Annotated in this window: 18 protein-coding genes; 9 read left to right on the top strand and 9 right to left on the bottom strand. The window is 65.4% G+C overall.

What is annotated here, in order from left to right; translation table 11 throughout:
• The first annotated feature begins 23 nt into the window (after positions 1 to 23).
• Positions 24 to 962, top strand: a complete 939-nt coding sequence (locus ACXAEK_RS10590) for a GlxA family transcriptional regulator (protein WP_475041779.1) — start codon at positions 24 to 26, stop codon at positions 960 to 962.
• 34 nt (positions 963 to 996) lie between these two features.
• Here ACXAEK_RS10590 and ACXAEK_RS10585 read toward each other — a convergent pair whose 3' ends face one another.
• From ACXAEK_RS10585 to ACXAEK_RS10565, 5 genes are read right to left on the bottom strand one after another with little or no spacing between them, the layout of a single operon-like run.
• On the bottom strand, positions 997 to 1,551 hold the full coding sequence (locus ACXAEK_RS10585; protein ID WP_475041776.1) for a DUF3833 family protein: 555 nt from the start codon (positions 1,549 to 1,551) through the stop codon (positions 997 to 999).
• Positions 1,548 to 2,774, bottom strand: a complete 1,227-nt coding sequence (locus ACXAEK_RS10580) for an MFS transporter (RefSeq protein ID WP_475041772.1) — start codon at positions 2,772 to 2,774, stop codon at positions 1,548 to 1,550. The genes ACXAEK_RS10585 and ACXAEK_RS10580 overlap by 4 nt, the downstream gene beginning before the upstream one ends.
• A complete protein-coding gene (locus ACXAEK_RS10575; RefSeq protein WP_475041771.1) occupies positions 2,774 to 3,283 on the bottom strand; it encodes a hypothetical protein in 510 nt (169 codons plus the stop codon). The genes ACXAEK_RS10580 and ACXAEK_RS10575 overlap by 1 nt, the downstream gene beginning before the upstream one ends.
• The gene (locus ACXAEK_RS10570) at positions 3,264 to 4,433 is read right to left on the bottom strand and encodes a class I SAM-dependent methyltransferase (RefSeq protein WP_475041770.1); all 1,170 of its coding nucleotides are present in this window, start codon (positions 4,431 to 4,433) and stop codon (positions 3,264 to 3,266) included. The genes ACXAEK_RS10575 and ACXAEK_RS10570 overlap by 20 nt, the downstream gene beginning before the upstream one ends.
• Positions 4,372 to 5,715, bottom strand: a complete 1,344-nt coding sequence (locus ACXAEK_RS10565; RefSeq protein WP_475041768.1) for an NAD(P)/FAD-dependent oxidoreductase — start codon at positions 5,713 to 5,715, stop codon at positions 4,372 to 4,374. Before ACXAEK_RS10565 ends, ACXAEK_RS10570 begins: the two co-directional genes overlap by 62 nt.
• Before the next feature lie 170 nt (positions 5,716 to 5,885).
• Here ACXAEK_RS10565 and ACXAEK_RS10560 point away from each other — a divergent pair, with 170 nt between their 5' ends.
• On the top strand, positions 5,886 to 6,659 hold the full coding sequence (locus ACXAEK_RS10560; RefSeq protein ID WP_475041767.1) for a DUF1365 domain-containing protein: 774 nt from the start codon (positions 5,886 to 5,888) through the stop codon (positions 6,657 to 6,659).
• Entirely contained in the window at positions 6,656 to 7,381 is a 726-nt protein-coding gene (locus ACXAEK_RS10555; RefSeq protein ID WP_475041765.1) for an SDR family NAD(P)-dependent oxidoreductase, read from the top strand. Before ACXAEK_RS10560 ends, ACXAEK_RS10555 begins: the two co-directional genes overlap by 4 nt.
• An 18-nt stretch (positions 7,382 to 7,399) precedes the next feature.
• On the opposite strand, the gene ACXAEK_RS10550 is transcribed toward ACXAEK_RS10555, so the two are convergent.
• Genes ACXAEK_RS10550 through ACXAEK_RS10540 form a run of 3 tightly spaced genes read right to left on the bottom strand, consistent with a single transcriptional unit; the run spans position 7,400 to position 9,625 of the window.
• Entirely contained in the window at positions 7,400 to 8,035 is a 636-nt protein-coding gene (locus ACXAEK_RS10550) for a ChrR family anti-sigma-E factor (protein ID WP_475041764.1), read from the bottom strand.
• Positions 8,032 to 8,673 (bottom strand): sigma-70 family RNA polymerase sigma factor, encoded by a 642-nt coding sequence (locus ACXAEK_RS10545; protein ID WP_475041762.1) that lies wholly within the window; start codon positions 8,671 to 8,673, stop codon positions 8,032 to 8,034. The genes ACXAEK_RS10550 and ACXAEK_RS10545 overlap by 4 nt, the downstream gene beginning before the upstream one ends.
• A 43-nt stretch (positions 8,674 to 8,716) precedes the next feature.
• Positions 8,717 to 9,625, bottom strand: coding sequence for a LysR family transcriptional regulator (locus tag ACXAEK_RS10540; protein ID WP_475041761.1), 909 nt, complete (start codon positions 9,623 to 9,625; stop codon positions 8,717 to 8,719).
• 114 nt (positions 9,626 to 9,739) lie between these two features.
• Here ACXAEK_RS10540 and ACXAEK_RS10535 point away from each other — a divergent pair, with 114 nt between their 5' ends.
• Positions 9,740 to 11,290, top strand: a complete 1,551-nt coding sequence (locus tag ACXAEK_RS10535) for a proton-conducting transporter transmembrane domain-containing protein (protein ID WP_475041760.1) — start codon at positions 9,740 to 9,742, stop codon at positions 11,288 to 11,290.
• An 11-nt stretch (positions 11,291 to 11,301) separates the two neighbouring features.
• Positions 11,302 to 13,716, top strand: a complete 2,415-nt coding sequence (locus ACXAEK_RS10530; protein WP_475041758.1) for a YbcC family protein — start codon at positions 11,302 to 11,304, stop codon at positions 13,714 to 13,716.
• 49 nt (positions 13,717 to 13,765) lie between these two features.
• Here the strand turns inward: ACXAEK_RS10530 and ACXAEK_RS10525 are convergent, their stop codons facing one another.
• Positions 13,766 to 14,545, bottom strand: coding sequence for a DeoR/GlpR family DNA-binding transcription regulator (locus tag ACXAEK_RS10525; RefSeq protein ID WP_475041756.1), 780 nt, complete (start codon positions 14,543 to 14,545; stop codon positions 13,766 to 13,768).
• 209 nt (positions 14,546 to 14,754) lie between these two features.
• Between ACXAEK_RS10525 and ACXAEK_RS10520 the strand changes: the two genes are divergently transcribed.
• From ACXAEK_RS10520 to ACXAEK_RS10505, 4 genes are all read left to right on the top strand, one after another.
• The gene (locus ACXAEK_RS10520) at positions 14,755 to 15,702 is read left to right on the top strand and encodes an ABC transporter substrate-binding protein (protein WP_475041754.1); all 948 of its coding nucleotides are present in this window, start codon (positions 14,755 to 14,757) and stop codon (positions 15,700 to 15,702) included.
• A 105-nt stretch (positions 15,703 to 15,807) separates the two neighbouring features.
• Positions 15,808 to 16,830 (top strand): quaternary amine ABC transporter ATP-binding protein, encoded by a 1,023-nt coding sequence (locus ACXAEK_RS10515; RefSeq protein WP_475041753.1) that lies wholly within the window; start codon positions 15,808 to 15,810, stop codon positions 16,828 to 16,830.
• The gene (locus ACXAEK_RS10510; protein WP_475041751.1) at positions 16,827 to 18,833 is read left to right on the top strand and encodes an ABC transporter permease; all 2,007 of its coding nucleotides are present in this window, start codon (positions 16,827 to 16,829) and stop codon (positions 18,831 to 18,833) included. The genes ACXAEK_RS10515 and ACXAEK_RS10510 overlap by 4 nt, the downstream gene beginning before the upstream one ends.
• A 2-nt stretch (positions 18,834 to 18,835) precedes the next feature.
• Positions 18,836 to 19,717, top strand: a complete 882-nt coding sequence (locus ACXAEK_RS10505) for a phosphotransferase (protein WP_475041750.1) — start codon at positions 18,836 to 18,838, stop codon at positions 19,715 to 19,717.
• The last annotated feature ends 2 nt before the right edge of the window (positions 19,718 to 19,719 follow it).

Below are 19,719 nucleotides of genomic sequence, written 5' to 3'. Positions count from 1 at the left end.
ATTTACAAACCAGGCGGAGAGCCATGCCGCAGGCTGACATCGTTTTGACTGACAACTTCCCGGCCTTGTCGCTGACACTGGTGACAGAGCCCCTGCGCGTCGCCAATCGCGAGAGCGCCGGCACCGTCTGGCGCTGGCGGTTCCTGTCGGTTGCGGGCGGTATGCTTGCCAGTTCCAGCGGTATCGAAATCAGAACAGAACCGCTGGACCGCGCAAAAGCGGACGTGGTGATCCTGCTGTCCTCCTACCACCCGGAAACGGCGGTGGCCGGGCCATTGCTCAGCTGGCTCAAACGGCGCGCACGCGAGGGGGCGGTGATGGGCTGCGTCGACACCGGGGCGCTGATCTTTGCCGAAGCCGGGCTGCTGCGCAGCCGCCCGGCCGCGGTGCATTTCGAGGCGCTGCGCGGCTACCGCGAAAAATTCCGCGCCGAAATGTTTGCAGACAGATTGTTTGATATTTCCGCGAACCGGTGTTCCAGCGCAGGCGGGGTGGCCACTTTTGACATGACCCTTGGCCTGATCGAGCGTTTCAATGGGCGTCAGCTGGCCAGCCGGGTGGCGGAAATCCTCAACTACCGTCCGACCAATCACAGCGGTCCGCAGCAGCGGCTGTTGACTGATACCTCGCTGGCGCGGCTTGACCGCAACCTGGCCAAGGCAGTGGACCTGATGATCGCCACGCTGGACCAGCCGGTGCCGGTTGCCGAGATTGCCGCCCGCACCGGGGTTCCCCTGTGGACGCTGGGGCGGCTGTTCAAGCACCATCTGCAGGAAACCCCGTCGGCTTACTATCGGAACCTGCGCCTTTCCGAGGCCCGCAACCTGCTGCGCAACTCAAGCCTGCGCATCGGTGAAATTTCCGGCTTGTGCGGGTTTGAGAACCCCGAAAGCTTCGCCCGCGCCTATAAACGCAGGTTCGGCACGCCCGCCTCCGCAGAGCGGCAGCCGGCTGGCACTTAGGCCGCCCCCTGCTGGTCCATGCGCGGGCTTGCGCTCATTCCGCGGCGGCTGGGCGCATAGTGGCAACCAGTTCCGCAACCTTGATGCCGAATTTACGCATCTCGGATTTGTTCAGGATCACTCCGCTTTCTGTCAGATACAGCCAGTCAATGGCGGTCAGCCGGTGGCCCCCGGATTCCTGCGGCAGGATGATTTCATACTCCATCCTGACCGTGGCGCCCGACACCACCCCATGCGCCACCCCCTCGATATCATCGGCAGTGGCAGTGAACCTGTTGCCCTCGCCCAGCTGCAGAAACCACTTGCGGCTTTGAGTGCGGCCATTGGAATAGGTGAATTCCTCGGTCAGCGTGCCGGTGTCGCCATCCCATTCCCCGTGCATCCGGGCCGTGAAACTGTTGGTCATCGATCCTTTGGGGCCAAAAATCAGCCCTTCTGAAAGGATGCCCCCAGACAGATGGGATTTCAGTGAAAACTGCGGCCCGGTCTGCGTATAGGCGGACGGGTCTTGCGCCCGGAAGCTGAAGAACAGCGACCGGGCCAGCACTGCGGCCAGGATGATCAGCAGAACAGCGGCAAAGAGTTTCATGCGGGTTGTTCCTCCGTGGGAAGCGTCAGGACCAGGCCCAGCGCCGCCAGTTTCAAGACGCAAGGGACAAGGGCGTAAAGGACATTCAAAACCGTCAGGGCCGTGGCGCTGTTGGCAGCGCCAGGGGTGAACCCGCTGCGCTCAAGCAGCGGCAGAACGGCAAAGGCGGCCAGGGCCAATGCCAGCTTGCCGGCAAAGGACCAGATGCCGAAGGCGAGAGAGGCCCTGAGGCCTGCACGGGTCAGAGCGACGGAGAACATCGCAGGCAGCAGCACCATTTCCGCGCCCAGCGCCGCGCCGGACGCGATGCAGACCGCTGCGAACCCCGCCAGGCTCCCCGGCGCCAGCAAAGCCGCGCCCGCAAAACCGAGAACAGCCAGCGGCATGGCGGTCAGCAGGGTTGCCTTGGCCCCGATCCGGCGGCTGACTGCCGCCCAGCCGGGCACGCTGATCCCGGCGCTCAGGAAAAACAGGATCAGCAGCGGCCCGGCCATGCCCGCCAGCTGCAGCCGGTCCTCTGTGAAAAACAGGAACAAGGTCGCGGTGACTGCAACCGGCAATGCGTTCACCAGCGCCAGCAGCAGCAGCCGGGTTGCGCCCGCCTGACGCAACCCGGCCAGCGACAGCTGCTGCGCTGCCGGAGCCGGCCGCCGCCACAATGGGCGTGAGAGAATGGCGGCCAGCACTGAGATCCCTCCCAGCAAAATTCCAAACGCAGGATATCCTTGCCCCCCGGCACCAAGGGCTGCCAGGGCCGCGGGGCCTGCGGCGGCAAGGATCACCCCCGCCAGCATCCCCGCCTCGCGCCAGGCAGCCAGATCCATCAGCGCCCCGGCTTCAGGGCGGCGGGCCAAGGCAGCAGAGCAGCCGTAGAGCAAGATCATGCCCAGGCTGTAGGCGGAGAACAGCAGCACCAGCACCGCAGTCAGACGCAGCGGCACTGCCGCACCCGGCTGCAGGCTGAACAGCAGCGGAAACCCTGCAGCCAGCCCCGCAGCTGCGGCCATCGCAAACAGGGGCTGCGCCCCCGGCCAGCGGTCGATGGCCCAGCCGAACGCTGGATCCTGCACCAGGTCAACCAGCCGGATTGCCAGCAGGATGGTTCCGGCGGCGGCGAGATCAATGCCAAGGCTGACCGAGGCGAACCGCGGCAGGTGGATGTAAAGCGGGATGCCGGCCGCGGCCAGCATCAGCGCATAAAGGCTGACGCGCGGATACAGCATCATTCCCCCTTCAAGCGCCGGGTAAAGGCGGCCGAGCGGGTGTCCGGACCCAGAAAAATCTCCATAAACCGGGTCTTGATGCCCGGATGGCTCAGGCTGCAGGTCCTCTGGCCGTTGTTCCAGAATGCGATCGTGTCCGGCCCCCTGGAAACCGCGGTGTAGCGGTCGCCCTTGCGCACATCGCGGAAACAGCGCTCCAGCTGCCCCCGCACCGGCGGCGTGCCGCCCAGCCTGTCCAGCTCGCGCAGCGTGCCTTCCACCAGGCCGCCGCCGCTCAGGCTGCGCAGGTAGGTCAGTTCCAGCGCGAAATCCCGGCTCCAGTCCAGCGGCGCGCCGCCGCGGGTGAACAGCCGCGCCTGATAGAGCGGCAGCCCGGCCAGGCGGAACGTGGCCGCCCCGCGCAGCTCTGCGCCGGGCAGCGCGCGCTCTATGACCGAGGCCAGAGCGGTGCCCGGCAGGGCCGCGGCCAGCGCCAATGCCAGCAGGGCCTTATGCGAGAACAGGCGCATGTTCCAGCTCCACCTGAACCACATTGGTGTGCCCCACCGCAAAGGAGGCAGCGCAGATCTCCAGGTAATACTGCCAATTGCGGCAGAACCCTTCGCCGTAGCCCAGCCCCAGAACCCGCGGCTTCTGCGCGGCCAGGCGTTCGGCCCAGATCCTGCAGGTCCGGGCATAATCCTGACCGAACGCAAAACTGCCGCTGACCCTCAGCCCGGCCTGCCGCGCCTGATCCCGGATCACGCTGTCCGACAACAGCATCCCGCCGGGGAACACGTATTGGCGGATATAGTCCGAGGAGGTCCGGTAGGTGTCAAAGAAGCTGTCCTTGACGGTGATGGCCTGCAGCACTGCCCGCCCGTCACGCGCCAGTTTCTGTTTCAGAACAGAAAAATAACTGGGCCAGTAGCGCGCGCCCACCGCCTCTATCATCTCGATTGAAACGATGTTGTCATAGGTCCCGCCGATATCGCGGTAATCGCAAAGCCGGATGTCGGCACGCCCGTCCAGCCGGGCATCGGCGTAGCTATGCTGGTTGCGCGAAATCGTGATGCCGGTCACATCCCGCCCGTCTTCGGCCGCTTGCTCCGCAAATCCGCCCCAGCCGCAACCGATTTCCAGCACCCGCTCGCCGCTGCCCAGCCGCGACAGGATCCGGCCGTTCTTGCGGCCCTGGGCGCGGGCCAGGTCATCCCCTGCCTGGTCGAACAACGCCGAGGAATAGGTCATCCCCTCATCCAGCCACAGGCCATAGAATTCATTGCCCACATCGTAATGCGCCCGGATGTTGCGCCGGGCGCCGCGGCGGGAGTTGGCCCGCAGCAGCGTATCCGCCAGGCGGAACCGGGCCCGGTTCAGCGGGCTGGCATGGTCATAGGCCGCCAGATGGTCCCGGTTGCGCATGGCGACCGACATCAGCGTTTCGATCGACGGCGTGTCCCACAGGCCCTCCACATAGGTTTCCCCCAGCCCGACCTGCCCGTGCGCAGCCAGCGCGGGCACCACCGACCAGTCGCGGATCACCATCTCTGCCTCAGGGCCTGAGGTGCCGAAGTTATACCGCTCGCCTTCAGGGGTGCGCAGGATCAGCCGGCCTTCATGCAGACGCTCGCAGCTGGACAGGAATTTCGTTTTCAGGGCCCTGCTGGTAAAGCGCATTTTCCATTCCTTCTGCTTGGGGCTGGCCATTCAGTGCGCGCACGATGCGCATGGCGCTGGCGATACCGTCTTCGTGAAATCCATGCCGGTTCCAGGCACCGGCAAACCAGGTGCGGTTCTGGCCCTGCATCGCCCGGATCCGATCCTGCGCCTGCAATGCTGCGGCATCAAAAACCGGATGGGCAAACTCCTTGACGTCATAAATCGCCGCCTCAGGGATCCTGCTGGAGGGGTTCAAAGTGACAAACAGCGGGTCGTCCTCCGGGATGCTTTGCAAGCGGTTCATCCAATAAGTGACGCCGACGGCGCCATCCTGCGAGCGGTAGGCCCAGCTGGACCAGCAGCCGCGGCGCTTTGGCATCTGGCGCGGGTCGCAATGCAGCACGGCACGGTTGGTCTGATACCGGATGCTACCCAGCGCCGCGGCCTCAGCCGGGCGGGCATCTTCACCCAAAAGCGCCAGCGCCTGATCCGAATGGCAGGCCAGGATCAGCTCGTCATACTCCTCTGGCAGCTGCCCTTCTGCTGCAACGGTCACCCGGCACGGGCTGCGCCAGACCTGCTGAACCGGCGACGCCGTGCGGATCCGGCAGCCGCGCGCGGCCAGCGCCGCCTGCAGCCGGCGCACATATTCGATACTGCCGCCCTTGACGGTCCACCACTGGTGCTTGCCTGCCCCAGCCAGCAGCGCATGGTTGCGGAAGAAGCGGACCAGGGACCGGGCCGGAAACTGATCGACCTCCGCCACCGGAGTAGACCAGATTGCCCCGCACATCGGCATCAAGTAGTGGTCGCGGAACCATCGGCCCAGCCCAAGTTCATCGACCAGCGCACCGATGGTCTTGCTGTCATCGCCGGCTGCCGCCTCAGCCTGTGTGCCGAACCGGATGATATCCCGGATCATCGCGTAAAACTGCGGCCGCAGCAGGTTGCCCTTTTGCGCCGTGAGCGCAGTCAGAGAATTCAGCCCGTATTCCAGCCAGCCGTCATCAATACTGGCGCCAAAGCTCATTTCGCTTTTGATCACCGGCACGTCCAGATCCCGGAACAGCCGGGTCAGATAGGGGTACGTGGCATAGTTAAAGACGATAAAACCCGTATCGACCGGCTGATCGCCGTTTTTTCCAGCCATCACGGTGCGGGCATGGCCGCCCAAACGCGGCGCAGCCTCATACAGGGTGACATCATGAAAGAGAGAGAGGTAATAGGCAGCCGACAGGCCGGAAATGCCGCCGCCGGCAATGGCAATCCTCTTGCGCGCAATACTGGTCTGATCGAACATGCTGATCCCGTTTTTGGTGCAATGTCTGTCAGATACGGCCCGCCGCGCAGCTTGGATCACTCATCAGGTCAGAAAGAGTTCCGCCCTGCCCGTCCGGAAAGCAAAACACGGGATGCAAAAACGGCCGCAAAAGAAGTGAACCAAAGGGCCGCCGTCCGCGTAGTAAGCGCATGACCCTGGATCATATTGCAGCCAAAACTTTCCATGCCCGCCGCGGCGCGCTCAAAAACGCATTCCGCTACGGGGTGGATTTTGTGCTCACCGATCTGGGCGAAACCCGCCTCTGGCTGCTCTCGCGCAACCGTTTCAATCTCTGGTCGCTCTGGGACCGCCGCCATGGCGGCGCCCGCGGCGCAGGTCACGGGCTGGCCTGGTTCCGCGGCGTGCTGGCCGCCCGGGGCATAGACCTGCGCGGCACCCGGCTGCTGCTGCTGACGCAGCCCAGTTTCCTGTGGTTCCACTTCAATCCCGTCAGCTTCTGGATCGCCCTGCGCGGCGGTCAGCCAATCGCCTTTGTTGCCGAGGTCAACAATACCTTTGGCGGCCGCCACTGCTATTTCTGCGCACATGACGATTTCAGGCCGATCCGCAAAGCGGACCAGCTGACAGCCGTTAAAATGATGCACGTCTCCCCTTTTCAGAAGGTCGAAGGAAGGTACCGCTTCAATTTTCATCTGAATGGCAGCGAGGTCAGCATCCGCATCGTCTACGAGAACGGGGATCAAGGTGTGCTCGCAACTCTGTCAGGCACCCGGCACCCTGCAACCAGCGCCAGCCTGTTCAAGGCAGCCCTGCGCCGCCCGTTTGGGGCGCTGCGGGTGCTGGCACTGATCCACTGGCAAGCCGCGATACTCTATTTAAAGCGCGCGCCGTTCCTGAAAAAGCAAGCAGCGCCCGATCTTCTGGTCTCAGACAGCTGCAACCTGGAACAGGCCCGGCGATGACCCATTTTGCAGGTAAGACCTATTGGCTGGTCGGCGCCAGCGAGGGGCTGGGCCGCGAGCTGGCCAGAGCGTTATGCGCCGAAGGTGCAAACCTGATCTTGTCCGCCCGCAGCGCAGACCGGCTGGACAGTCTGGCCCAGCGCCTGTCAGGCGCGCGGGTACTGCCCGTGGACGTGACCGATGCAGATGCCGTGCGCACCGCGGCGGAGGGCATCCGGGAGCTGGACGGGCTGATCTATTGCGCAGGCACTTACGACCCGATGCGGGCCACTGAATGGGACAGCGGCAAGGCCCTGCAAATGCTGGACGTGAACTTCACCGGCGCGCTGCGCGTGCTGGGCGAAGTGGTGCCGCGGTTCACAGAAAGCGGCCGCGGCGATATCACTCTGATCGGATCACTGGCAGGCTATCATGGGCTTCCTGCATCCATCGGCTATGGTGCCAGCAAATCCGCGCTGGTCAGCCTGGCGGAAACCATGCGCTTTGACCTGCGCGGCACCGGTGTGACTGTGCGCCTGGTCAATCCCGGCTTTATCAAGACCCGGCTGACCCGGAAGAACAGCTTCAGGATGCCGATGCTGATGGCGACGGAAGACGCCGCTGCCAGGGTGGTTTCTGCGATGCGCAGCAGGCGCTTCCGCACCGACTTCCCCGCACCGTTTTCGTGGGCGGTGCGCAGCCTGTCCTTCATTCCCGGCTGGCTCCTCTATCGCGGCAAATGAGCCAGCTGCGCTCCGCTCTCAGATCCGGAACAGCGGCTGCAGCAGACGCGGCACCAGCGCGCTGAAGCGCAGCGGTGCATCGGTTGCAGCCAGGCAAATGCAGGCCTCTTGCGCCCCGGCAACCGGCGTATGATCCAGCGCCTCGTCGGCAATCTCCAGATCACCCACGCCAAAGGTGCCGGTCTCGTCGCTGAAACTGCCCTGCAGAACCAGTGTCAGCTCCAGCCCGTTGTGCCCGTGATCCGGCACCGCCTGTCCTGCTGGAATGTGCAAAAGCCTAACGGAACCGCTCCGCCCGGCCATCAGGATATCCTGCTGAACCCCCATACCCAGCGTCTTCCAGCGCGGCTTGCGCCCCTTCATCGCAGCAATCACCGGCCCTGGATAGATGCCGGAACGGTCATAGACGGGCTCAGGCGTGAACGGCGTGTCCAGCTGATCCAGCACAGACTGGCGCAGGCCGGCGGACACCGGCTCCGCTGCGCTTTCGTCCAGCAGAATACCTCCCACCGCCTGATGCGCCTCCAAGGCCGCACGGCACTGCGCGCACATTGAGACATGGGCCGCCACAACAACGGAAAACACCTCCGCAAGCGTGCCCGCGGCATAAGATGCCAGCATGGCATCGGGAATGTGATGGCGGATGGCACTCATGGCATGAGGTCCTTCAATTCGTGCCTCAGGCGCTGCAGGCCAAGCCGGATCCGCGACTTGATCGTGCCTAAGGGAAGTCCGGTCTGGCGGCTGATCTCCTGATGGGTCAGCTCCCCCAGATAGGCCTTTTCCAGGATATCGCGCTGCTCCGGCTTCAGCTGGGCCAGCGCCTGTTTCAGCTGTCCGGTTTCCTGCTCCAGCCCCAGGATCTGGCTGGCATCAGGTTCGGTGCCGGGGTCTTCCTTCAACTCCTCGGGCACCGGGCGGTTTTCCTTGCGGGCAATGTCTATCTGCCGGTTTCGCGCGATCTGATAAATCCAGGACGCCACCTGCGCCCTGTGCGGGTCGAAGGTGGCCGCCTTGCGCCAGACTGTCAGCATGACGTCCTGCACGATTTCCTCTGCCTGCGGGGGCGGCGCACCGGCGCGGATCACAAAGCCCTTCAGCCGCGGCGCGAAATGATCGAACAACGCGGCAAAGGCGGTGCGGTCGCGCCTGTCGCGCACGGCGATCATCCAGACCGTCTGCTGCGAATAACCAGGAGCGTCTTGCGTCACGGATCTGCTTTCCTCACGGCGCGCCAGCGACGCCGGAGGCCGGGAACGCAAAGGCTGGATATCTGCGGTTTCGGTCAGCATAAACCGGATACGGCGCAGATGGGTATATGGATCTTTTTCTTTTTCAGCTTTGCTGCGCGTGCCCGGCGGCAAAAGCCGGATCCGGAGTGCTGGACAGCAGCTCCCGCACCAGCGGATTCGGAAACCGCCGCCGCAGAGTGATCGCAAAGAATGTTTCGCGGATGCGCGGATGCTCCGCCGCCTCCACCAGCCGCCCGGACTTCAGCTCGTCCTGCACCACGATCGGTGCCACCAGCGCCAGCCCGATATCCTCCCGCGCCATCAGGCGCATCATCGCCATGTCATCCACCTCTGCCACGACCTGCGGCCGCACACCCAGGCGGCTGGCCATGGCATCAAAGGCCGTCCGCATCGAATTGTCAGTGGTGGGCAGAACAAAGGGCTGGGTTTCCAGCAGCTCGGCAACCGGGCGGTCCGGCTGCAGCCGGCCGGGGGAGCCGACAATGCTCACCGCCTGTTCCGCGATGCGGTGGGTCTCATAAGGAGCCAGCGAATCGCCGGGCGGCTCCCGGTTCATCAGGACCACGTCCAGATTCAGCGTCTGCAGCCCCTCCAGCAGCTCCGCAGGGCCGCCGGAGCGCAGGATCACCTCCACATCGGAGCGCTGCAGGATCGGCCGCAGAAAACTGATCTGAAAGTTCCGCGACAAGGTCGCCAAAGACCCGATGCGCAGCGCCTGCCGGCTGCGTCCCGTCTCCTGCAATGTCGCCACAAGTTCTTGCCCTGCCGAAAAAATCGCATCCGCATGATCCAGCGTGATCCGGCCCGCCTCGGTCAGATGCAGCTGGCGGCCGCGCCGCTCGAACAGATCATGCCCCAGCCGTTCCTCCAGCTGTTTGATCTGCACAGAGAGCGCGGATTGCGACAGGTTCAGGCGCTGCGCAGTGCGGGTCAGATTGCCGTCATGCGCAACGGCCCAAAAGTAGCGGAGGTGGTGATAATTCAGCGGCATACGTTCTATTATTCAGAACGAAAACTTCAAAACAATGTATTTTTACTAACTAAAACCTTTCCCTAGGTTGCGGCGCCAGACCGGCACCTGCCGCCGAAACCAGGGAAATGAACCATGAGCCACCTCTTTCTGCCTTTGCTCAGCCCGCTGCTGCTTCTGGCGGCGGCCTGCTATGCCAGCCGAAACCCGGGCCGCCGCCCCCGCCTTGTGCCGCAAGCGGCGGAATGGGCCGCGCTCGCCGCCCTCGCCGCCGCCGCAGTCTCTGCGCTGCTGCTGGTGCTGCAGGGGCCCGGGACCTCGCCGCTCATCGGCCTGGCGGGCGCTGGGCTTTCTATCCGGCTGGATGCCGTCAGCGCCGTGATGCTGGTGCTGGTCAGCTTCATCGGCTGGATTGTCCTGCGCTACACCGCCACCAGCCTGGACGGCGAGGCCCGCCAGGGCGCCTTCACCGGCTGGATGGCCGCCACCCTCGCCGCGGTGATGCTGCTGGTCACGGCCGGCAATCTGATCCAGCTGTTTGCAGCCTGGACCGCGGCCAGCCTGACGCTGAACCGGCTGCTGCTGTTTTACCCGGACCGCAATGGTGCCCGGCGCGCCGCCCGCAAGAAAGCCCTCGCCGCCCGGCTGAGCGAGGCTGCGCTGGCCGGGGCCGTAGTACTGCTGATCATCGGCCACGGCACCACCGACATCGCCTCGATCCTCAACAGCATCGACCCCGGCGCACTGACCGCTTCATCTGCGGCCCTGATCGCAGCCGCAGCCGTTCTGGCCTGTGCCCAATTCCCGCTGCACGGCTGGCTGACCGAGGTGATGGAGGCCCCGACCCCGGTCTCTGCCCTGCTGCATGCCGGCGTGATCAATGCCGGCGGCTTCCTGCTGATCCGGCTTGCCGACCTGATGCTGGCGGCGCCCGGCGTGATGGCGCTGCTGGTGATGCTGGGCGGGTTCACCGCGCTGTTCGGCAGCCTGGTGATGCTGACACAACCGGCGGTCAAAACCTCGCTGGCCTGGTCCACCATCGCCCAGATGGGGTTCATGATCATGCAATGCGGCCTGGCCTTGTTCCCGCTGGCGCTGCTGCACATCACCGCCCATTCGCTGTACAAGGCGCATGCCTTCCTCAGCGCGGGCAATGCGGTGCGCAACGTTGCCGCCATCCGGCGCCCAGGCCCGGTTGCGGTGCCCAGCGCCCGCAACGTGATGCTGGCCTTCGCCACAGCCATCGCGATCTACGGCCTGACCGGCAGCGTGTTCGGATTTGACGGCAAGTCGGTGCAGGCCATCGCGCTAGGCGTGATCCTGATCTTCGGTGTCGCCTACCTGCTGGCCCAGGGCCTGGCCGATGCCGCGCCTGGCGCCCTCACCCGCCGCACCATGCTCTATGCCGGCACCGTCTCTGTCAGCTACTTCCTGCTGCAGATGGCCGCCGCGCAGCTGACCGCCGGCGCGCTGCCCCCAGCGCCGCAGCCCGGACCGCTGGAATGGGCGCTGATCCTTCTGGCGCTGGCCAGTTTCGGCGCCGTCGCGGTCGCGCAGTCCACCTTCCCGCTCTGGGCCCAGCACCCCGCTGCTGCCGGCCTGCGCGTCCACCTCTCCAACGGTCTTTATGCCAACGCGGTCTTTGACAGGCTGCTCAGCGGCTGGTCCAAGAAATCCCCTGCCTGAAGGAACCCGGAATGTTTGCAAAGCTCGAAACCTTCCCCGCCCCGCTGCTGGAACTTGTGGCCGAAGCGGCCAGCGCCGCCAAGGCAGTGCCGCCGCTGTTTCCGCTGCAGGCCAGCGTCGCGGTGAACCCCTTTCTGGGCCAGTCCGGCGAGCCGCTGGCGGTCACCGCTGCCCGTATGGCGCGGGTGGCAGGCACCCGGATCACCCCCAGCCGCACCCTGTGGGCCAAGCAGTTCGAGGCCGGCCGCATCCTGGAGGACGACCTGCAGAATGCGCTTGCCGCCATCGAAGGCCGGTTCGGCCGGCCCAGCCTCGCAGAGGTGAAATCCGCCCTCAGCACCCCTGCGCCGCAGCCAAAAGCGCTGCCGACCGTGGCGGAACTGGCGGCGGATGCCTCCGGCATCGACTGGCCCGGTCTGATCGAAGACCGCATCGGTGTCTGGGCCGCCAGCCATTTCGACCAGGGCCAGGCGCTGTGGCAGCCCGGCCGCACCGGCGGCGCCTTTGCGGCCTGGCGCGAGTTTGCCTCCCGCGATCTGACACCCGAAATCCACGGGCTGGCCGGTTTCGGCGCCTTCGTTGCAGCCACAAACCGCTCGCATTGGCGTGCCATTGGCCGGGCCTGTGAAACGCTGGATCTCGGCACCGCCGCCGCGGCCACCGCGTTCCACCGCTGGCTGACCGCCCTGGGCGGCTGGGCGCAATACGCCCGCGGCCTGCTGTGGCAGGCGGAACTGGACGGCCGAAGCGAAAACGCGGTGACAGAGCTGCTGGCCATCCGCATGGTCTATGACGAGGCGCTGTTCACGCTGTACAAGGATCGGATTGCAGCCGAATGGGCCGCGGCCGTGGCCGGGCACGAAGCCCCGCTCGCCCCGGACCGGGACATGATCATCGACGCGGTGCTGCAAGACGCCGCCGAGCGGGCAGAGCAGCGCAGGCTGGCGGAAACCCTGGCCGCCTCCGCAGGCCCTGCACCGCAGGCCGCAGACCGCCCCAAGCTGCAGGCCGCCTTCTGCATCGACGTGCGCTCCGAGGTTTTCCGCCGCGCGCTGGAAGCCCAGGACCAGGGCATCGCCACCATCGGCTTTGCCGGTTTCTTCGGCCTTGCCAGCGCCCATCAGGCCGAAGCCTCCGACGTGGTAGAGACCCGCGGCCCGGTGCTGCTGCCCGCCTCTGTCCGTTCCGGCACCGCAGAGCCCGAAGCCCGCGGCCTGAACCGCCGCTATGCCGCCCGGGCCAAGCGTGCCTGGGGCCGGTTCAAACTGGCGGCCGTCTCCTCCTTTGCCTTTGTCGAGGCCGCCGGGCCGGTCTATGCCGGCAAGCTGCTGCGCGACTCCCTGGCAGCGGGCGGCAAGACGGCCGCCAGCCCCGCCCCGCGCCTGGATCCCGCGATCAGCCTGGAGCAGCGGGTCGGCATGGCGCACACCATCCTGAGCGCGATGTCGCTGACCCAAGGCTTCGCCCCGCTGGTGCTGCTGGCAGGCCATGGCGCGGGCGTCACCAACAACCCGCATGAAAGCGCCCTGCACTGCGGCGCCTGCGGCGGCCACGCGGGGGATGTGAACGCGCGCCTGCTGGCTGCCCTCCTCAATGACACCGGGGTGCGTGCCGGGCTTGCCGCCCGCGGGATCGCCATTCCGGACGACGCCCTGTTTGTGGCGGCGCTGCACAATACCACCACCGATCTGGTCACCCTTTATGACCAGGACGTGCCCCAGGGCGCCCATGCAGAGGAGCTGGCAAGGCTGCGCGGCTGGCTGGCAGAGGCCGGCACTCTGGCCCGGGCCGAGCGCGCGGCGCGGCTGCCGCGGGCGGACACCGGTGCCCAGCTGCTCCGCCGGGCGCAGGACTGGGCAGAACTGCGCCCGGAATGGGGCCTGGCCGGCTGCCGCGCCTTCATCGCCGCCCCGCGCCACCGCACCAAGTCCAGCGGCCTGGCGGGCCAGGCGTTCCTGCACAGCTATGACTGGCGCAGCGATGAGGGCTTCGGCGTGCTGGAGCTGATCATGACCGCCCCCGTGGTGGTCGCCAGCTGGATCAGCCTGCAGTATTACGGCTCTTCGGCTGCGCCCGCCCTGTTCGGCGGCGGCAACAAGCTGCTGCACAACGTGGCCGGTGGCATCGGCGTGCTCGAAGGCAACGGCGGCGCCCTGCGCCCCGGCCTGCCCTGGCAGTCCGTGCATGACGGCAGCGCCTTCCAGCATGATCCGCTGCGCCTGTCAGTGGTGATCGAAGCCCCGCGCGAGGCGATGACAGCCGTGCTGGAGCGCCACCCAGGCGTGCGGGACCTGTTCGACAACCGCTGGCTGCACCTGATTGCCATGGATCAGAACGGCAAATTGGCCTGGCGGTATTGCGGCGGCCTGACCTGGGCGCCCTTCGACGCGCCAGCCAATGCCGAAACCGCAATCGCAGCCGAATAACCCCTGCAACACAACAGATGCGGGCTGCTGGAATGGCGGCCCGCTTTTGCTACTCGACGACGATCAGGTCGGTATCCATTGCCTTCAGCATGTCCTTGATCGCCTGCGAGGGCTGGGCGTCAGTATAAAAGACGTCAAACTTGGTGTCCTTGCCGATCGACACCGGCGCGCGTTTGTTGAACTTGTCCCGGTCGGCCACCACAATCCTGATCTGCGCGTTGGCGGCGGCGACCCGCGCCAGGTTCGCTTCCTCCAGATCGTGCAGCATGAACCCAAGTTCGGCATTGATCGCCCCGGCCGAAAAAATGGCGAACTGCACATTCAGCCGCCGCACCAGATCCAGCGCCTCAGCCCCGAAGGCACCGCCATCATGCGGCCGCAGCTCTCCCCCCGCCAGAAACACCCGGTTGTTGTTGCGCGAGGCCAGCGCATGGGCCACCAGCACAGAGTTGGTGACCACAAACAGGTTCGACCGCTCCCGCAGCTCCTGCGCCACATAGGCAGTGGTCGACCCCACATCCAGAAACACCGAGTCGCCGTCGCTGATGGTCTTGGCGACCTCCCGGGCCAGGCGTTGCTTCTCAGCGGCATGGGTGCCCATCCGGCTTTGCAGCGGCAGTTCGACCACATCCTCCACCAGATGCACCCCGCCATGCACCTTGCGCACCACCTGCGCATCTTCCAGCGTGCGGATATTGCGCCGGATGGTCTCATTGGTCACGCCCAGCCTGCCCGCCAGGTAGCTGACCCGGCAGGACCCGCCGGCCTGCTGCAGTTCCCGCAGGATTTCCTCTTCGCGCTGATTGGTGGTTTTGCGGGTTTTGGTCATAGGGCCTCCTGTTGCGTTGCTACGCGAGAAAGCCACAAAAAACAACATTTCCGCCGGGTGTGCAGGAAAGTTGGCCCAAATACACCCGTGGAGCTCACGAAATATGTGGCTTATTGTGGTTTTTTATTGACTGAAACCGGCAGGCGCCGCAACATCTCAGCACGCGACGCCAAGAATTGCACAAAATGCCACATAACAGGGAATTCCTTATGCTGAGAAACTTCAATGCTTTGGGAGCCGTGGCGCTGACAGCCGCCGTTTCCGCATCCTCCGCCTGGTCCGCAGAATTTGCCGACCCGATTAAACTGACGCTGCACGACTGGTCCGGCCAGCTGATCAATACCAAGATCATGGGCAGCATCCTGCAGGAAGCAGGGTATAACGTCGAATACGTCCAGGCCGATTACATCGCGCAATTTGCCGGGCTCAAGACCGGCGACCTGCATCTGGCCATGGAAATCTGGGAAACCACCGGCCGCGAAGCACTGGATGACGCCACCGCCACCGGCAAGGTGATCAACGCAGGCGAAACCGGGCTGATGGCGATCGAGGAATGGTGGTACCCCTCCTATATGAAGGACAGCTGCCCCGGCCTGCCCGACTGGCAGGCGCTGAAGGACTGCGCCGAGGAATTTGCCACCGCCGAAACCTCTCCCTATGGCCGCTACGTCGGCGGCCCGGTCACTTGGGGCGGCTTTGACGAAGAACGCGTCGAAGCGCTGGAGATGGATTTTGAAGTGGTCCACGCAGGCACCGATGCAGCGCTGTTTGCGGAACTGGAATCCGCCTACCAGCGGCAGGATCCGATTGTCCTGTGGGTCTATGTGCCCCATTGGGCGCCGGCCAAATACGACGGCGAATTTGTCGAGTTCCCGCCCTATTCCGCGGAATGCTACTCCGATCCCTCCGTCGGGGTGAACCCGGATCTGGCCTATGACTGCGGCAAGCCGCGCGGCCCGATCTGGAAAGCTGCCTGGGCGGGGCTGCCGGAGAAATGGCCGGGCGCCTACGAGATCGTGCAGGCCTACAATATCTCCAACGAAGAGATGAGCGCCATGGTCGGAAAGGCAGATCTGGACGGCGTCGGTATCGACACGGTGGTGTCTGACTGGATGGCCGCCAACAAGGACCGCTGGTCCGGTTGGATCGGCAACTGATTTCACTCCCCGGGGCTGCTGTTTGCTCTCAAGGCAGCCCCGGCTTTTTCCCCGCCCGATCAATTTCGCCGGCCGCCCCTGCGGCCCGGCCCCGGAGCCGCCTTGATGACCCCCAAGACCAAACTCTCCTGCCGCAACGTCTGGAAGCTTTATGGCGCCAATGCGGATACCTTTCTGACCGCCAACCCCTCCCCCAGCGGCGGGGACATCCGCAAGGCAGGCATCATCGGCGCCGTGCGCAACGCCCAAATCGACATCGCCGAGGGTGAGATCTTTATCATCATGGGGCTGTCCGGCTCCGGCAAATCCACCCTGGTGCGCTGCCTGTCGCGGCTGATTGAGCCGACCGGCGGCCAGGTGCTGTTCGACGGCGTCGACCTGCTGACCGCCAGCGAGCAGGAGCTGATCGAAATCCGCCGCCACAAGATGGGCATGGTGTTCCAGCATTTCGCTCTGCTGCCGCATCTGACCGTGCTGCAGAACGTGATGTTCCCGCTGACCGTGCAGGCCGCCCCAAGGGCGGAAGCCGAAGCAAAGGCGCGCGAGGTGGTGGAGCTGGTAGGCCTCAAGGGCCGCGAGGATTACTACCCGCGCGAATTGTCTGGCGGCCAGCAGCAGCGGGTCGGCATTGCGCGCTCGCTGGTGACGGAACCCGACCTGTGGTTCCTGGATGAGCCGTTTTCGGCGCTGGACCCGCTAATCCGCCGCGAGATGCAGGATGAATTCCTGCGCCTGCAGGCAAGGCTGCACAAAACCATCGTCTTTATCACCCACGATTTTGAGGAGGCCGTGCGCCTGGCCGACCGCATCGCCATCATGAAGGACGGCGAGATCATCCAGGTCGCCACGCCAGAGGAACTGGTGCTGAACCCGGCCACCGATTATGTTGCCGAGTTCACCCGCCATATCCCCCGCTCCAAGGTTCTGACCGTCGGCGGCATCATGACCCCAGGCGCGGGCGGCGAAGGCACACCGGTGCCGCAAAGCGCGCGGGTGTCGGAAGTCGCCGAACAGATCATCGCCGCCGACGCGCCGCGCCCGGTCTGCGACGGCAGCGGCCAAATCATCGGCTGCATCACCCGCCAGGCGGTTGCCAGGGTCCTGTTCGGCACCGGAGAGCCGGCATGAGCGCCCGCCTCTTTGCCCGCCTGACCGGGCCCGCTGCCGCGGCCTGGGGCCTGGTGCTGGCCACGGTTCTGCTGGGCTGGTTCGGCCGCGACCTGGCCAAGGCGCTGGATGCGCGCTGGCTGGTCAAAGTGCCCTCCGGCTGGGTGATCCCGTTCAAGACCCATATCTCCTCCGCCATGACCTGGCTGGTGGAGGATGCGGCCATCGGCCCGCTGCGTTTTACCGATATGACCCGCGCCATCGCCTGGCTGATCGAACAGCCCTACCAGCTGATGCTGAGCCTGCTGGCAGACGGTTTCCTTGTCTCTTCTGCCCCCGGCGCGCAGGCGCTGCTGCCCGCCGCCAGCTGGATCGCCGTGACCGCTGGGGTCATCGCCCTGGGCCACTATTGCCGCAACTGGGGCCTGGCGGCGATGGCTGGCGCCTGCTTTGCCTACCTCGCGGTCTTCGGCCAATGGGACAGCGCCATGGTCACGCTGGCCTCTGTCCTGATCGCGGTGCCGATCGGTGCGGGCGGCGGGCTGCTGGCGGGGATCTGGGCCTACCGCCATCCGCTGGGCGAGCGTATCCTGTCGCCCATTCTGGACTTGATGCAGACCATCCCGATCTTCGCCTATCTGGTGCCGATCCTGTTCATGTTCGGCTTCGGCCCGGTTTCGGCCCTGGTCGCCACCATCATCTATGCCACCCCGCCGATGATCCGCATCACCATCATGGCGCTCAAGGCGGTGGACCCGGAGATCCTCGACTTCGGGCGAATGGCCGGCACCACCCCGCGGCAGCTGATGTGGCGGGTGCTGGTGCCCTCCGCCAGCCAAAGCCTGATGGTGGGGGTGAACCAGGTGATCATGCTGACCCTCAACATGGTGATCATCGCCTCGATGATCGGTGCGGGCGGGCTAGGCTTCGACGTGCTGGCGGCGCTGCGCCGCCTGGATATCGGCGCGGGCTTTGAGGCCGGTATCGCCATCGTTGTGCTGGCCATCGCCGTCGACCGGCTGAGCCAGGCGCTGGCGGAACGCATGGGCCAGGTGCATCACGTGGCGCCGGGATCCTGGGCTGCCCGCCACAAGCGCACGGTGCTGGTTCTGGCGCTGCTGGCCATCACCTGGGTGCTGGGGCATTTTTCGCCGCTGCTGCTGGACTATCCGGCCAGCCAGACCATCACCACCGGCGCCTTCTGGAACGATGCCGTCAAATATCTGAACGTGAATTATTTCGATGCGTTTGAGGCGGTTAAGGTCTTCTTTCTCAACTGGTTCATGCTGCCGATCAAGAAAACCCTGCTGGGCATTCCCTGGCCCTGGGCCATCGCCATGCTGACCCTGCTGGGCTGGCGGGCCGGCGGCTGGCAGCTGGCGCTGCTGTGCGGCGGCATGTCCGCGCTGATCGCCTTCAGCGGGCTCTGGGCCAAGGCGATGGTCACCGTCTACCTTTGCGGCGCCTCGGTGATCCTGGCCACCCTGATCGGCGTGCCGCTGGGTGTGCTGGCCGCGCTCAGCAAGCGCGCAGGCGTTGCCATCGGCCTGCTGATCGACACGCTGCAGACCCTGCCCAGCTTTGTCTACCTGATCCCGGTGGTGATGCTGTTCCGGGTCGGCGACTTCACCGCAATGATCGCCATCGTGCTTTATGCGCTGGCCCCGGCGGTGCGCTATGCGGCCCACGGCGTGCGCAGCGTCAGCGGCGAGCTGATCGAGGCCGGCCAGGTCTCCGGCTGCACCCGCTGGCAGCTGCTGCGGCTGGTACGGCTGCCGATGGCACTGCCGGAAATCCTGCTGGGCATTAATCAGACCATCATGCTGGCCCTGTCGATGCTGGTGATCACCGCGCTGGTCGGCACCCGCGACCTCGGCCAGGAGGTGTATATTGCCCTGACCAAGGCCGACACCGGCCGCGGCCTGGTTGCCGGGCTTGCCATCGCCTTTATCGCCATCATCGCCGACCGGCTGGTCAACGCCGGAGCCCGCGGCGCCCGTATCCGCTTTGGACTGGAGAGCTGAGCATGAGCCAATCCGATCTGCTTGACCAAATCCGCGCCCTGCCGGTCTGGCAGGGGGAGATCACCGCCGAACCGCTGAACGGCGGCATTACCAACGTCAACTATCTGGTCCAGGACAGCGCCGCCAAATACGTGGTGCGGGCCGGCGACGACATCCCGCTGCATCAGGTGATGCGCTTCAACGAACTGGCCGCCAGCCGCGCCGCCCATGCGGCGGGCCTTTCGCCTGCGGTGGTGCATACCCAGGGCGGGCTGACGGTGCTGGAGTTCATCGAAAGCCGCACCCTGACCGAGGAGGACGTGCGCGACCCGGCCATGCTGCCGCGGGTGCTGGAGCTGGTCAAATCCTGCCACCAGGAGGTGCCGCGCCACCTGCGCGGCCCGGCGCTGGTGTTCTGGGTCTTCCACGTGATCCGCGACTATGCCGCGACCCTGCAGGACCAGAACAGCCCCCACGCGGCACTGGCTGCCGAACTGGCCGCCACCGGCAACAGGCTGGAACAGGCCGCCGGCCCCTTTGACATCGTCTTTGGCCACAACGACCTTCTGTGCGGCAACTTCCTGGACGACGGCCACCGGCTCTGGCTGATCGACTATGACTATGCCGGCTTCAACTCGCCGCTGTTCGACCTTGGCGGGCTGGCGTCAAACAACGGGCTGTCGCAGCAGCAGGAGCAATGGCTGCTGGAAACCTACTTCGAGGCGCCGGCCAGCGATGATCTGCTGCACCGCTACAGCGCCATGAAATGCGCCTCGCTCCTGCGTGAGACCATGTGGAGCATGATCTCCGAGATCACCTCCGAAATCGACTTTGACTACGCGGCCTACACCGCCAGCAACCTCGCCCGCTTCCGCGCGGCGCTCGACGACTTTCAAAACACCTGAGG

The organism is Leisingera sp. ABM4_101 (genome assembly GCF_056158725.1).
The sequence above is the reverse complement of the archived record's forward strand: the minus strand, read 5'-3'. Positions and strand labels throughout refer to the sequence as shown.

Coding starts and splice junctions, on each gene's coding strand:
- ACXAEK_RS10590 (WP_475041779.1), top strand. CDS start 24: ATGCCGCAGGCTGACATCGTTTTGACTGACAACTTCCCGGCCTTGTCG.
- ACXAEK_RS10585 (WP_475041776.1), bottom strand. CDS start 1,551: ATGAAACTCTTTGCCGCTGTTCTGCTGATCATCCTGGCCGCAGTGCTG.
- ACXAEK_RS10580 (WP_475041772.1), bottom strand. CDS start 2,774: ATGCTGTATCCGCGCGTCAGCCTTTATGCGCTGATGCTGGCCGCGGCC.
- ACXAEK_RS10575 (WP_475041771.1), bottom strand. CDS start 3,283: ATGCGCCTGTTCTCGCATAAGGCCCTGCTGGCATTGGCGCTGGCCGCG.
- ACXAEK_RS10570 (WP_475041770.1), bottom strand. CDS start 4,433: ATGCGCTTTACCAGCAGGGCCCTGAAAACGAAATTCCTGTCCAGCTGC.
- ACXAEK_RS10565 (WP_475041768.1), bottom strand. CDS start 5,715: ATGTTCGATCAGACCAGTATTGCGCGCAAGAGGATTGCCATTGCCGGC.
- ACXAEK_RS10560 (WP_475041767.1), top strand. CDS start 5,886: ATGACCCTGGATCATATTGCAGCCAAAACTTTCCATGCCCGCCGCGGC.
- ACXAEK_RS10555 (WP_475041765.1), top strand. CDS start 6,656: ATGACCCATTTTGCAGGTAAGACCTATTGGCTGGTCGGCGCCAGCGAG.
- ACXAEK_RS10550 (WP_475041764.1), bottom strand. CDS start 8,035: ATGAGTGCCATCCGCCATCACATTCCCGATGCCATGCTGGCATCTTAT.
- ACXAEK_RS10545 (WP_475041762.1), bottom strand. CDS start 8,673: ATGCTGACCGAAACCGCAGATATCCAGCCTTTGCGTTCCCGGCCTCCG.
- ACXAEK_RS10540 (WP_475041761.1), bottom strand. CDS start 9,625: ATGCCGCTGAATTATCACCACCTCCGCTACTTTTGGGCCGTTGCGCAT.
- ACXAEK_RS10535 (WP_475041760.1), top strand. CDS start 9,740: ATGAGCCACCTCTTTCTGCCTTTGCTCAGCCCGCTGCTGCTTCTGGCG.
- ACXAEK_RS10530 (WP_475041758.1), top strand. CDS start 11,302: ATGTTTGCAAAGCTCGAAACCTTCCCCGCCCCGCTGCTGGAACTTGTG.
- ACXAEK_RS10525 (WP_475041756.1), bottom strand. CDS start 14,545: ATGACCAAAACCCGCAAAACCACCAATCAGCGCGAAGAGGAAATCCTG.
- ACXAEK_RS10520 (WP_475041754.1), top strand. CDS start 14,755: ATGCTGAGAAACTTCAATGCTTTGGGAGCCGTGGCGCTGACAGCCGCC.
- ACXAEK_RS10515 (WP_475041753.1), top strand. CDS start 15,808: ATGACCCCCAAGACCAAACTCTCCTGCCGCAACGTCTGGAAGCTTTAT.
- ACXAEK_RS10510 (WP_475041751.1), top strand. CDS start 16,827: ATGAGCGCCCGCCTCTTTGCCCGCCTGACCGGGCCCGCTGCCGCGGCC.
- ACXAEK_RS10505 (WP_475041750.1), top strand. CDS start 18,836: ATGAGCCAATCCGATCTGCTTGACCAAATCCGCGCCCTGCCGGTCTGG.